At 67.8% G+C, this 13,243-nt stretch carries 12 protein-coding genes; 7 read left to right on the top strand and 5 right to left on the bottom strand.

Features of this window, described 5'->3' with window-relative positions:
- The first annotated feature begins 59 nt into the window (after positions 1-59).
- The 5 genes from J0J01_RS13245 to J0J01_RS13225 all read left to right on the top strand — a co-directional run bounded on the left by J0J01_RS13245 (position 60) and on the right by J0J01_RS13225 (position 5,097).
- Positions 60-1,073, top strand: coding sequence for a zinc-binding dehydrogenase (locus tag J0J01_RS13245; protein WP_296381263.1), 1,014 nt, complete (start codon positions 60-62; stop codon positions 1,071-1,073).
- Positions 1,070-1,498, top strand: a complete 429-nt coding sequence (locus J0J01_RS13240; RefSeq protein WP_296381261.1) for a PaaI family thioesterase — start codon at positions 1,070-1,072, stop codon at positions 1,496-1,498. The genes J0J01_RS13245 and J0J01_RS13240 overlap by 4 nt, the downstream gene beginning before the upstream one ends.
- A 21-nt stretch (positions 1,499-1,519) precedes the next feature.
- On the top strand, positions 1,520-3,112 hold the full coding sequence (locus J0J01_RS13235; protein ID WP_296381259.1) for an ABC transporter substrate-binding protein: 1,593 nt from the start codon (positions 1,520-1,522) through the stop codon (positions 3,110-3,112).
- Between the two features lie 86 nt (positions 3,113-3,198).
- Positions 3,199-4,521: a cytochrome c gene (locus J0J01_RS13230; RefSeq protein ID WP_296381258.1), complete on the top strand. Its 1,323-nt coding sequence runs from the start codon at positions 3,199-3,201 to the stop codon at positions 4,519-4,521.
- 24 nt (positions 4,522-4,545) lie between these two features.
- Positions 4,546-5,097: a hypothetical protein gene (locus tag J0J01_RS13225; protein ID WP_296381255.1), complete on the top strand. Its 552-nt coding sequence runs from the start codon at positions 4,546-4,548 to the stop codon at positions 5,095-5,097.
- A gap of 78 nt (positions 5,098-5,175) precedes the next feature.
- Here J0J01_RS13225 and J0J01_RS13220 read toward each other — a convergent pair whose 3' ends face one another.
- The 5 genes from J0J01_RS13220 to J0J01_RS13200 form a co-directional block, all read right to left on the bottom strand.
- Complete coding sequence (locus J0J01_RS13220; protein ID WP_296381253.1) at positions 5,176-6,102, bottom strand: threonine/serine dehydratase; 927 nt, start codon at positions 6,100-6,102, stop codon at positions 5,176-5,178.
- Positions 6,099-6,650 (bottom strand): HD domain-containing protein, encoded by a 552-nt coding sequence (locus J0J01_RS13215; RefSeq protein WP_296381252.1) that lies wholly within the window; start codon positions 6,648-6,650, stop codon positions 6,099-6,101. The genes J0J01_RS13220 and J0J01_RS13215 overlap by 4 nt, the downstream gene beginning before the upstream one ends.
- Entirely contained in the window at positions 6,647-7,699 is a 1,053-nt protein-coding gene (locus J0J01_RS13210; protein ID WP_296381250.1) for an alpha/beta hydrolase, read from the bottom strand. The genes J0J01_RS13215 and J0J01_RS13210 overlap by 4 nt, the downstream gene beginning before the upstream one ends.
- Positions 7,696-10,368 carry a hypothetical protein gene (locus J0J01_RS13205; RefSeq protein ID WP_296381249.1) on the bottom strand — a complete coding sequence of 891 codons (2,673 nt, stop codon included), beginning with the start codon at positions 10,366-10,368 and terminating at the stop codon, positions 7,696-7,698. The genes J0J01_RS13210 and J0J01_RS13205 overlap by 4 nt, the downstream gene beginning before the upstream one ends.
- Positions 10,369-10,458: 90 nt before the next feature.
- Positions 10,459-11,328: a protein-L-isoaspartate O-methyltransferase gene (locus tag J0J01_RS13200; protein ID WP_296381247.1), complete on the bottom strand. Its 870-nt coding sequence runs from the start codon at positions 11,326-11,328 to the stop codon at positions 10,459-10,461.
- 145 nt (positions 11,329-11,473) lie between these two features.
- Here J0J01_RS13200 and J0J01_RS13195 point away from each other — a divergent pair, with 145 nt between their 5' ends.
- Positions 11,474-12,472: a tripartite tricarboxylate transporter substrate binding protein gene (locus tag J0J01_RS13195; RefSeq protein ID WP_296381246.1), complete on the top strand. Its 999-nt coding sequence runs from the start codon at positions 11,474-11,476 to the stop codon at positions 12,470-12,472.
- Between the two features lie 185 nt (positions 12,473-12,657).
- A complete protein-coding gene (locus J0J01_RS13190; protein ID WP_296381245.1) occupies positions 12,658-13,224 on the top strand; it encodes a hypothetical protein in 567 nt (188 codons plus the stop codon).
- The last annotated feature ends 19 nt before the right edge of the window (positions 13,225-13,243 follow it).

The raw sequence follows: 13,243 nt of genomic DNA, 5'->3' as shown, positions 1-13,243 counted from the left end.
TCCATGCACCGCCATAGATCCCTCGCTGCGCTCGGGATGACATCAAGCAGGAGATCACAATGAAAGCAGCTGTCGTTCGTGCCCATGGCGGGCCCGAAGCGCTCACCTTCGACGCCCACTTTCCCGATCCGACGCCCGGCGAGGGCGACGTGATCGTGGCGGTGAAGGCCGCGTCGCTGAACTACCACGACGTCTTCACCCGCCGCGGCATGCCCGGCATCAAGGTGCCGATGCCGGCAATCATGGGCCTCGACGTCGCAGGCGAGATCGCCGAAGTCGGCCCGGGCGTCACGGGCTGGAAGAAGGGCGACCGCGTGCTGGTCGACCCGATCAACCGCGTCGAAGGCGGCTTGATGGGCGAGACGGTGCATGGCGGCCTGGCCGAGCTGTGCCGCGCGCGGGCGCACCAGCTCGTGAAGATCCCCGAAGGCGTGAGCTTCGCCGACGCCGCCGCCCTGCCGGTCGCCTACGGCACGGCGCTGCGCATGATGGTGACCAACGGCCATGTCGCGAAGGGCGAGAAGGTGCTGATCCTGGGCGCCTCGGGCGGCGTCGGCGTGTGCTGCCTGCAGCTCGCCAAGCTGGCCGGCGCCGAGGTGGTCGCCTGCGCCGGCACCGATGCCAAGGCCAAGCGCCTGATGGAGCTCGGCGCCGACAAGACGATCAACTACATCGAGAAGGACTTCGTGAAAGAGGTCTACGCGATGCACGGCAAGCCGACGCGGCGCGGCGCCGGCACCGATCTCGGCATCGACGTGGTGGTGAACTACACCGGCGGCGACACCTGGGTGAAGTCGCTGCGCGTGCTCAAGGTCGGCGGCCGGCTGCTGACCTGCGGCGCCACCGCGGGCTTCGATCCCAAGGAGGACATCCGCTTCATCTGGACCTTCGAGCTCAAGGTGCTGGGCTCCAACGGCTGGATGCGCTCCGACATCGAGAAGCTGCTCGAGCTGGTGCAGAGCGGCAAGCTCAAGGTGCTGGTCGACAAGACCTTCAGGCTCGAGGAAGCGCGCGAGGCGCTGCGCGTCATCGAGGACCGCGAAGTGTTCGGCAAGATCGTGGTGACGCCGTGAGCGACGAGGTGAAGCCCCTGAGCGGCGAGGAGATCCAGAAGTACCTCGACGCCTCGCCCTTCATCGCCTTCATGGGCCTGAAGGTGGTCGAGACCGACCCGGCGCACGAGCGCATCACCATGCGCTGCGAGATGAAGCCCGAGTTCGAACGCGGCAAGGGCACCGGCCAGTGGCACGGCGGACCGATCGCGGCGATCATCGACACGGTCGGCGACTATGCGCTGATCATGGCGCTGCGCCGCGGCCTGCCGACCGTGAACTTCCGGGTCGACTATTTGCGGCCGGCGATCAAGACGGCGCTGATCACAACCGCCACGGTCCGCCGCAGCGGCAAGAGCGTGGGCGTGGTCGATGTCGATGTCTTCAACGAGCAGAAGGCCCTGCTGGCGATCGGCCGCGCAACCTATTCGACCCTGAGCAGTTAGCGTCCCTTAGCAGGGAGACCGATGACCTCAGTTTCGCGCCGCGTATTCGGCGCCGGCGCGCTCGCGACCGGCCTGACGATCGGCAGACCGCTACTTGCAGAGGAACCGCGACGCGGCGGTACCCTCGTTGCCACTTGGGGCGGCGGCGAGCCGCAGGCCTGCTACGTGCCGTCGGGCGGCGGCCCCGGCCCGACCTTCTCCTCGTCGAAGCTGCTCGAGCGGCTGGCCCGCCGCCAGAGAGATGGCGCGTTCGCCGGCGAGCTGGCCGAGAGCTGGAAGCCGGCCGACGACTTCAGGTCCTACACCGTCAAGCTCCGCGAGGGCGTGAAGTTCCATGACGGCAAGCCGATGACCGCCGACGACGTCGCCTATTCGGTCGACGAGGTCTGGAAGAAGTATGCCGCGACCGCCTCGATGGCCGACTACAGCGGCGTCGAGACGCCGGACGCCGGCACGGTGGTGATCAGCTACTCCCGCCCGATGCCCGAGTTCACCTTCGCTTCGCTGCTGAGCGGCAGCGTGAACTACGTGCTGCCCAGGCATGTCTATGCCGGCAGCGATGCGCTCGCCAATCCGGCCAACGACGCGCCGATCGGTACCGGGCCGTGGAAGCTCAAGCAGTGGGTGCGCGGCAGCCACATCGAGCTGGTGCGCAACGACGACTACTGGCGCCCGGGCTTCCCCTACATGGACCGCCTGGTGCTGCGCTTCGTGCGCGATCCTGCCGGCCGCGCCGCGGCGCTGGAGGCGGGCGAGATCCAGGTCGGCGTGTTCAATCCGGTGTCGCCGACCGAGATTAAGCGGCTGACCAACGGCAAGCTCGTCGCCACGACGGAGGGCTACGAGGAAGCGGTCTGGGCGACCACGATGGAATGCAACTGTCGCAAGCCGCTGTTCGCCAAGCGCGAGGTGCGGCAGGCGATGTTCCTCGCCATCGACCGCGGCCAGATCGCCAGGACGGTCTATTACGGCTATGCCCGTCCCGGCACGGGCCCGATCTTCTCGCCCAACACGGCGTTCTACACGCCCGACATCTACAGCACCGCGTTCGATCCCAAGAAGGCGGCGGCGCTGCTCGACGCGGCGGGCTACAAGCGCAACGGCAAGGCGTCGCGCTTCACGGTCAACCTCGTGGCGGGCGGCTGGTTTCCCGAGAACGCCAAGGTCGGCGCCCTGGTCAAGCAGGCGCTGGAAGACATCGGCGTGGCGGTCAATCTCGCAGCGCCTGACCGCGCGGCCGCGATCAAGCGCCTCTACACCGACTACGACTTCGACCTCGCGATCTCCAACCAGGCCAACCCGTCCGAGCCGGTGCCGACGACGACGCAGTACTACACCAGCGACGGCATCAAGAAGGGCGTGCCCTTCCGCAATGCCTCGGGCTTCTCCTCGCCCGAAACAGACGCGCTGGTCGACCGGATCAGGGTCGAGACCGATCCCGCCACGCGCAAGGCGATGGTGGTCGACTTCCAGAAGACGGTGGCCGAGGAGGCGTTCGACCTGCCGCTGGTCGAGCTCGACACCTTCACCGTCGCTGCGGCGAAGGTGCAGAACCACACCACCGACCCCAATATCCTCGCGACCAGTTGGCACGATATCTGGCTGGCAGCCTAGTCCTCCGCTAAATGCGCGCACGGGGTTGTTGTTGCAGCAGGCATATTCCGTCCAGCTGATTCCAGCCGAACGGAATATGCTTTAGGGTGCGCCCCGACTTCGGGGGCAGCGAGAAGACGGTCTTGGCGCGGCAGCACATCCTGGGAGCGATCGGCGTGGTTGCGGTCGCCATCGTTGCGCTGCTCGCCGTCGCCTGGCGGCCGGCCTTCCCGCCGATCGCGCCGCCGCCGCCGACCGCCTTCCCGCGCGAGCTGGTCGCCCGCGGCGAGGTGCTGGCGAGCGCGGCCAATTGCGACGATTGCCACACCAAGCCGGGCGACCCGGCCGGCGCCGGCGGCAAGCCGCTCTTCACCCGCGTCGGCTTCTTCTATTCGCCCAACCTGACGCCCGATGCGGAAACCGGCATCGGCGCCTGGTCGGAAGGCGCCTTCTTCCGTGCCCTGCGCGAGGGCGTGTCGCGCGACGGCCGGCATCTCTTCCCGGTCTTCCCCTACACCCACTACTCGCGGCTCGAGGACGCCGACATCCGCGCCCTCTACGCCTACTTCATGACCCGGCCGGCGGTGCGGGCGCCGAACCGGCCCAACGAGCTCAGCTTCCCGACCGACGTGCGGCCGCTGCTGGCGCTGTGGAAGATCCTGTTCTTCAGGCCCGGGCCCTACCGGCCGGACCCGGCGCACGATGCGCTGTGGAATCGCGGCGCCTATCTCACCGAGGGGCTGGCGGCCTGCACTAACTGCCACACCGACCGCAACGGCTTCGGCGCCGAGCAGGTCGGTCATCCCTATGCCGGCGCGATGGCCGACGGCTGGTTCGCCGAGGCGCTCGACATCAACCCGGCGCCGGCGCGCTGGACCGAGGCCGAGCTGTTCGCCTACCTGCGCCGCGGCGACAGCCCGCCGCACGGCGTGCCGGTCGGGCCGATGCGCCGCGTCGTGCGCGGCCTCGCCAAGCTGCCGGACGACGACCTGCGGGCGATGGCGGCCTACCTGGCCAGCCTCAACGCCCCGTTCGCCGCGCCGGTCGAGCCGGCGCTGGCCCGCGCCACGACCCCCGCGCCACCCAAGACCGACCAGCAGCGGCAGGGCCAGGAGATCTACCTCCAGCATTGCGCGAGCTGCCATGGCGCGCCGGGCAGCCCACCGACCGTGGCGCGCTCGCCGCTCGGCCTGAACGCCGCACTGTGGAACCGCTACCGGCCGTACAATCTGTTGCTCACGATCCTCGACGGCATCGACGCGCAGGGCGGCCTGCCCGGCGCCATGCCGGCCTTCCGCGACAAGCTCTCGGACCACGAGCTCGCGGCGCTGGCGACCTACCTGCGCACCGCCTACACCACCCTGCCGCCGTGGGACCAGATCGAAGAGCTGGTGCGCTCGACGCGCAACGATCCACTGCGGCTGCGCTGAGAATTCGACTATAAGATGCCGAGCATGCTGCGCGCGCTTTCTCTCGCCTTCGGCTTGGCCGCCCTGTCGACGGTCGCCGCCGCCCAGACCATGGAGTTCGGCTGCCCCAAGCCGGGGACGACCTTCGCGTTCGACAGCGGCGCCAACCTGGTCGCGCGCGGCCAGGAGGGCATGGACTGCGTCATGCAGAACGTCGGCGGGCCGACCTTCAAGGTGCGCGCCCTGCTGTTCGACAATCCCGGCCCCGACGGCAAGGACACGTCGGCCTTCATCGCCGCGATCAAGCCGGAGCGGCTGTGGCCGCTGCAGGTCGGCAAGAAGATCGAGGCCTCCTACAGCGCCGGCGGCCGGACCTGGACCTACATCCTGACAGTCGCCCGCTTCGAGCAGCGCCCCGGTCCCGGCGGCGCGCTGTTCGACGCCTTCGTCATCGAGATGAACGAGCAGGGCGACAAGGGCCAGCGCTCGGTCTCACGCTGGGGGGTGTCGACCGCCGAGAAGTACATGCTGTGGTTCGACTACAGCGACGGCGGCGGCAAGGCCAACCGCGCCCGCGTCGACAGCATCAAGCATTAAACCTGTCGTCCTGAGCGAAGCGAAGGACCTGAGGGTTCGACCAACGATTCTGCCGCCGCGCGAGATCCTTCGCTTCGCTCAGGATGACAAGAAGGCTGGGTCGGTGTTGGCGCCGCACACCAGAGTCGCCACGCGCTCGCCCGCGGCGGGCTTGTAGGCGCCGGCCATCAGCGCCGCGAGGCCGGTCGCGCCGGACGGCTCGGCGACGACCCTGAGCTCGTCCCACAAGGCGCGCTGCGCGGCCCTCACCGCGTCGTCGTCGACCAGCACGGCCTCACGCACCCACTTCTGGGCCACCTCGAAGTTGGGCGCGCCGATGCGGCTGGCGCCCAGGGCGTCGGCGGCGATGCCGGAGATCTTCACCTCGACCGGCTTGCCGGCGCGGCGCGCCTCGTAGAGCGTCGGCGTGCCCTCGGTCTCGACGGCGACGATCTTCACCGTCTCAGCCACCGCCGCGGCGCAGCCCGCGATCAGGCCGCCGCCGCCGACCGCGACCAGCAGGGTGTCGAATTTCGCCTGCTCGGCGAACTCCAGCGCAGCACTGCCGGCGCCGGCGAACACGACCTCGTCCTCGTAGGCCGGCACGATCAGCGCGCCGGTCGACGCGGCGTGCTTCTCCGACGCGGCGCGCGCCTCGGCATAGACGGTGCCGACCTGGTGCACGATCGCGCCGTAGCTCTTGAGCCGCGCGACCTTGGTCGGCGACGACGTGGTCGGCACGAAGATCTCGGCCTTGTGGCCCAGCGCCCGCGCGGCATAGGCGGCAGCGACGCCGTGATTGCCGCCCGAGGCGGCGACGATGCCGGCAGCGGGAACGTCGCTCGCCAGCAGCTTGTGGAAGGCGCCGCGCGCCTTGAACGAGCCGCCGGGCTGCAGCGATTCGAGCTTGAGCGCGAGCGGCGCGGCGACACCGAACGTGCCGGCGGGCAGCTCGATGGAGGGTGTGCGTCGAACGTACGGCCTGATCCGTGACCAGGCCGCCTCCACTTCCGGGCGGCCGATCATTTGAGCTGACAGGCCTCGACGTGACGCAGGTAGTAGTCGAAGTCCGGCGTCGAGGCGCGCGGATCCTTGGCCGCCTCGTCGAAGCGGCGCACGCGCACCGCTTCGACGTGCTGCGGATGGGCGCGGAAGGTCTCGAGCTGCGCCGCCGACATTAGCCCGCCCTGCAGCTTCAGGCTGCGCACCGAATCGGGCGCGAGCTTGCCGAAGTAATCCGGCTCGACGGTGCAGAGATAGCGCTTGGCGGCGACGTGCAGGCGGACCGGCTCGCTGACCTCGGGGCCGAAGCGCTGGGCCAGCCAGTCGGCGCCAAGCTGCTCGTGCGCGTCGTCGATGCCGCGGCCGGCGGGATTCTCGCCCAGCGTATGGATCATGTGGCCGACATCGTGCAGCAGCGCGGCGAGCACGGTGGCGGGCGGCGCGCCGTCGGCCTCGGCATGCGCAGCGCATTGCAGCGCATGCTGCAGCTGGTTGATCTCGCTGAGGCCGTAACGGCGCGTGGCGCGGCCGACGAAGATATCGAGGAGTTCCTGGCGCAGGATGTCGCTCATGCGCTCTTCTTACCATGAACCGGCGGAGGCCGGACCATCGGATAGCCGGGAATCATCGCCAGTGCCTGCTTCAACGGATCGGATGCCCATGCGCGTGTCATAAAATCGCCATGCATGTCCAATGAACCGCACGGCACGAAGGCGAAGGTGCCCGGCGTCAGCGTCTTGGGCAGCGCGTCGGCGAGCGGGACGCGCCGCTTGTCGAGCAGGCCGCGCAAGGTCGTGTTCGAGTCCCTGGTCGACTCGCTGTAGGCGCTGAGCAGGAAGGCGAGCCGACGGCGCGCGGCGGCCCAGGCGGCGAACTTCTCCTCATCGCCGTAGATCGAGTCCATCAGGATCACGCCCTTCACGCGATGCGCGGCGCCGCCATACATCAGGGCGTAGGCGGTCGAGAGATAGCCGCCGCTATAGGACACGATCACCACGCCCGCGGCGTTGAAGTGCGGGCCGACGCGGCGGTCGCCGTAGAGCCGCATCAGCCGCTCGGCCGCCTCGTCGATGTAGGCGGCGAAGTGGCCGGGTTTCCAGAAATTGCCGGCGCTTGAATCGGGCGCGTCGAAGGCGAGCTGCGGCGCGACCAGCGCGACGTTCTGGCCCGACTCGGCGATCTGGCGCGGGATCGCCTGACGCGCTGCGACGTCGCGCTCGAGCGTGGCGCCCTGGCCGTGCAGATAGAGCACGATCAGGCTGGGCAGTTGCGGATTGTAGCCGGCCGGCAGATAGAGCAGCGAGCGACGGTCGCTGTAGGTCGTGTCTTCCCAGCAGACGTCGCCGCGCGAGGTCGTGTGGCCGCGCCGCGTGCCGTTGCGGACATCGAGGAACGGCTTCCGGGTGTCGGGCACCGTGCCGCGATAGGGAAAAGCCGAGGCGTTGAAGGCGATGAGCTGGGTCTTCGCCTCCTTCAGGGGCTGCGGACCGACCGGCGCCGCCGGAGCGGGCTTGGCCGCGGGCTTCGGCGCCGGCTTCTGCGCTTTCTGCTTCGGTTTCGTTCGCGCATGCGCCGTCATCGGAAGCAGCAGCGCCCCCAGCAACAGCGCGCGGCGGATCACGCCGCCGCGGGCCGCCCAGGGACCGATACGTCGCCGAGCGGCATCAGCACGGAGAAGAAGGCCGGCAGCGCAATGAGATAGGCAATCGCGCCGACCAGCACGACGGCGGGCAAGCCGAAGCTCGTCGCCACGATCGGCACCAGCGCGGCGCCGATCACCGAGAAGCAGCCGTTGATGCCCCAGGCCCACAGGAACATGTGGTCCTTGCCGAGGCGTCCGAGCGTGGTCATCGCCGTCGGCATCGGGAAGCCCATCAGGAAGGCGGGCGGCATCAGCAACAGCAGGCAGAGCAGGATGCGCAGCGCGTAGGGCAGCGTGCCGATCCAGTCGAGCGCGAAGTCGATGGTGAAGGCGTAGAGCGTCAGGATCGCGAAGATCGCCAGGAAGATCTTCGGCATCGTGCTGCGCGCGCGATCGAGGAAGCGCTCCGACACGAAGCTGCCGATGCCCGAGAAGACCAGCATGCCGGTGATCAGCACCGACGCCGACACCGTCGGGTTGGAGAGCGCCAGCACGAAGTGGGCGATCATGCCGACCTCGACGATGATGTAGCCCAGGCCCAGGCAGAGGAAATAGAGCATCGTCCCAGCCTTGCCGGGATAGCGGCTGAAGATGGTGCGCCAACCGAAGATCAGCGGGAACAGCACCAGGGTGAGCGCGAAGATCGTCGCGATGCCCAGCGTCGCCCACAGCAGCAGATAGCCCCATTCGTCCTGCACCAGCTCGAGCCGGTCGGTGAACTTCAAGAGGTCCTTCACCTTGATGTAGGCGGCGAAGTAAGGCTGGTGGTTGGTCAGGAGGCGGGTGTCGAAGACATAGTCGTCGGCCACCTGCTGCCAGCCGCCGTGCACCAGCTTCTGCCAGGCAATCCGGCCGAGCACCGTCGACGGCACCCTCGGCGCGGCGGGTGCATCGTCTTTGGCTTCCTCGGCGCTCGTCGCGGCCCCTGACATACCGGGCGGCGGCTTGTCGTTCGGCTCCGCGTCGGCCTTCTCCGACGGCGCGGTCGGATCGGGCGGCGGGCCCTCGTAGAAGAACTGGTCGCGATAGTCGGACAGGATCTGCTTGAGCTCGGAGGTGTCGACCTGGAGGCCCGGGGAATAGATCTCGTCGAACGACATCGCCTTGGTGTGGGCGTTGAGCTTGGCGATCTCCTCGGCGGTGAAGCCGTCGCGCTTGTAGAGCACCGTCGCGGTCGAGAGATAGGCCGAGGCGACGTAGAAGTTCTTCGCGATGTCGTTGCCGCCGACATCGCGCGCCGCGGCGGCCATGGTGGCGTAGAGCTTCAGCACCGACTTGGGCGGCTCTTCCTTGTTCCACAGCGTGACCGACAGGATGCCGTCGGGCTTGAGCGCGCTCATGTAGGCGGCCATCGCCTCGCGCGAATAGGCGTACTTCTCGACGATGGCGAACCCGCCGGGGCTCGACAGGCCGGCGGAATCGGCGAGCGACAGGTCGACCACGTCGTAGCGGTGCGGCGTGTGCCGCACATAGAGGCGGCCGTCATAGTCGATGACGGTGACCTTGGGGTTGTTGAGGATGTCGCCGGTGAAGTCGCGCAGCCCCTTGTCCTCGCGGAACGCCGTCAGGATCGCGGGATTGCCCTCGGCGACGGTGATGCGCCTGGAGCCTTCCTTCAGCGCCACCGCGGTCGAGATGCCGCCGCCGAACTGCACCACGAAGGTGTCCGGGTCCTTCTTGAGGACGTACGGGTAGTACATCGGCAGATAGCGGAAGTACGCCGTCTCGTCCTCGGGCAGATCCTTGATGATGCCCGACGGGCCTTCCGAATCGAGATAGAGGCCGAGATAGGCGTTGCTCGGCATCTTCTTGAGATTGAAGGCGGCGTTGTCGGAAAGGCCCGGCGCGAAATGCAGGTAGGAGGAAGAATAGACCTCCATGTAGCCGAACGGCGAGGCGCGCTCGTAGGTGCGCTTGTTGTCGGGGAACTTGCGGGCGTAGGACACGCCCTTGTAGTCCGACACCACCAGCTTGGGGATGCCGAGCACGCCCGGCGCCACGTAGTGCACGGCGGCCGAGAGGACCGCGACGGCGACGATCGCCAGCATGCTGCGCCGGTCGCTGAGGGCCGAGAACCACAGCAGGCCGCCGGCCAGCCACAGCCCCAGCGGCGCCATGACGATGTCGTCGGGCGTGAAGAAGTACATCGCCAGCAGCACCGACAGGCCGCACAGGCCGGAGCCCACGAGATCGGCGAAGTAGACCCGGTTGAAGGTCTTCTGCGCCTTCAGGAACACCACGCCGAGATAGAGCGCGCCCGCCAGGAACGGCAGGAAGTAGAGCACGAAGTTGGCGAACAGCCGCCACTTCTGCATCGGGTCGGAGATCAGGAAGATGGCGTTGAACGGCACCTGCTGGGCGGCGAGGTTGCACACCACCATCAGCGGCCCGAACGCCAGCAGCGCGCCCTTCACGGCACCCTGCCAGTGGCGCTCGAACCAGCTCTTGCCGACGCACATCACCGCCGAGGTCAGGCCGAAGCCGAACATGGCGAGGCTCACGACCAGCGAGCCGAAATGCGCCCAGCTGCCGACCGAGAACACGCGCATGATGCCGATCTGCAGCGCAATGATGCTGCCGGCCACCAGCCCGACGGACAGGTAGAAGGAGAGAGGCGGACGGTGGTCGAGGTCGACGGTAACGCTCATGGTTCCTGCTGGGAGCGCGCCACTCCAGTGGCGCTCATGACGCAAGAGTAGAGGAAGAGCGGCACTGGAGTGCCACGCTCCCAGCCATGATCAGCGGTTGTGATTGCCGACGATCTTGTCGCCCTCGAGCTTGGTGAACGGCACGAAGTTCACGATCTTGCCGCCGTAGATGTCCTCGCGGCTGGTCGTGATCGAGCCGTCGGCGCCCTGCATCTTGGCCACCTTGAGCACGCGCTGCGCGCCCGGGGGCCCGACCGGGATCACCATCAGGCCGCCGGCCTTGAGCTGCTGCAGCAGCGGCGGCGGCACGTGGTCGATGCCGCAGGTCACGATGATCTTGTCGAAAGGCGCGGCCTCTTCCCAGCCGTAGTAGCCGTCGGCCTGCTTGCTCTTGATGTGCTGGTACTCGGTGTAGCCCTTCTCGATCAGCTTGTCGTAGAGGCCGCGCGTGCGGTCGGCCAGCGGCTTGATGATCTCGATGGTGTAGGCGTTCTCGGTCAGGTTCGCGATGTAGGCCGACTGGCAGCCCGAGCCGGTGCCGATCTCCAGCACCTTCTCGCCGCGCTTGACGTCGATCACGTTGGTCATGCGGCCCTGCAGGTGCGGGCCCGACATGGTCACGCCGTAGCCAATATCGAGGAAGTTGTGCTCGTAGGCGCGCTTGTGGATCGCCGGGTTGACCGAGGCGAACTCCTCGCGCGGCGTCAGCAGGAAGGCGCGGATGGTCGACGGGCTCCAGATGTCCTTGTTCCTGAGCAGCGCCTGGAAGCGGTCCCAGCGCTGGCCGAGGAAGGTCGGATCCTCGCCGCGACCCTTGCCCCACGCGATGAAGTTCTCGCGCGTGTCGGTCGGCGGGCTGAGGTCCCAGCTATAGGGCTTGATGGTGGCGGCAGAGGCGGGGCGAACCAGGGCAGCGGTGGCGAGCGCAGCCGTACCCGAGACGAAAGTGCGTCTCTTCAATCTATCCTCCTTGGCGCGGGCCCATTCGCGGAAGGGGGGTAGTCCGGGGCGGCCGCGCAGCGAACTAGATACGGCAATTATGGCAGATTTGCCAGTGCACCACGGGTGCGTCACCGTTGCGCCAAAGCTTGGAGGAAACGAAACCGTGACCCGACGTCTCACCCGGCGCGCCACCCTGGCCAGCGCCGCCGCCCTGCCGGCCGCGGCCATCCTGCCCGGGCGGGCCCAGGCGGCGTGGAAGCCGGCCCAGGGCGTGCGCATTGTCGTGCCGGCAGCGCCGGGCGGCACCACCGACATCGTCGCCCGCTTGCTGGCGGCGCACCTGCAGCAGGCGTGGGGCCAGTCCTGCGTCGCCGACAACAAGTCCGGCGCCGGCGGCGTGATCGGCTCGACCGAGGTCGCGAAGGCGGCACTCGACGGCCACACCGCGCTGATGGGCAACATCGGGCCGCAATCGATCGCCTACTCGCTCTACCGCAACATGCCCTACAAGCCGGACAACCTGATCGGCGTGTCGTGCGTGATCACCGCGCCCAACGTGCTGGTGGTGCATCCGTCGGTGCCGGCCAAGACGGTGCCGGAGTTCGTCGCCTGGCTGAAGGCGCAGAACGGCAAGGCGTCCTACGCCTCGTCGGGCACCGGCCAGTCGCCGCATCTCTCCGGCGCCTGGTTCCTGCAGCTCACCGGCACCAAGGCCGAGCACGTGCCCTACCGCGGCGCCGCGCCGGCGCTGAACGACCTGGTGGCCGGCGTGACGCAGTTCTTCTTCGACAACCTCACCACCAGCATCGAGTTCATGCGGGCGGGCAAGCTCCGGGCGCTGGGCCTCACCTCGGCCCAGCCCAATCCGCTGACGCCCGACGTGCTGCCGATCGCCGGCACCCTGCCCGAGCTCAAGCCGTTCGACGTCTCGACCTGGTTCGGCGTGTTCCTGCCGGCCAGCACGCCGCCGCCGGTGGTCGACGCCTACAACGAGGCGATCAAGGACTGGCTGCGCGCCGAGGCGACGCGCGAGCGCTTCCGGACCATGGCCGGCTTCCCCGCCTACGGCACGCCCGAGCAGTTCAAAGGCTTCGTCGACGGCCAGATCGCGCTCTGGAAAGGCGTGATCGACAAGGAAGGGCTGAAGATGGACGTGAACTAGGCGGAAACTTCCCACCCGCGTGGGAAGCCTCCGACGCCGATGGTGCGGGGGAAATACCGGAATCCCGCCGACACACCCTCCCTCCCCCACGGTGTTAGGATACCGCGCCGGGCGCTTCGCCGTCTTTACCTGTGGAAAAACACCAGCAACAAACCGCTTACTGGGCAATGGAACGATAGAAAACCGTGAAGATTCAACGCGCGATTGCGGTTCCATTGCCCATATTGGGTTTTCAGAAACGCATGCGTTACGAACGCGGAACACAAAAGGAGTTCCGCATGGGCCTGTTCGCGCAAAGACCCAAGACCTACGCGCCGCCACAACCGCAGGACGCGCTGCCGCCGACGTTCCTCGGCCAGTCACCTGCGCCGGCGTCTGGTGGCCGGACTGCCGTCGCCGTGGATCTACCTGGTCGACCAGGATCCTATCTCGATAGCGAATTCGCGCCCAAGATCGATGCGTTCGTCAGATACGCGCGCGAAGCAGGCCACGACATCACCTTCACCAGCGCTGACCGCACGCAAGACGATCAGGACGATTTGAGAACGAGCGGCAAGGGTAGGATGCCGGCAAAGCAGAGCCTGCATTCTGCCGGGCTTGCAGTCGACATCGGCGATTTCGGCAAATTTTCTGATGCCAAGAAGCTTGCTGTCCATACAGCGGCGGAGCGAGCCGGACTATCGTGGGGTGGCGCCTTTGGCGACACCACTCGACCCGATTCCCGGTCAGGACCGAAGCAAGCTCATTGCTGACTTCGCGGACCAAGTACGT

The organism is Reyranella sp. (genome assembly GCF_017305915.1).
GTDB lineage: Bacteria > Pseudomonadota > Alphaproteobacteria > Reyranellales > Reyranellaceae > Reyranella.
Note: the sequence above shows the minus strand (reverse complement) of the source record. Positions and strands in the feature narration are given on the sequence as shown.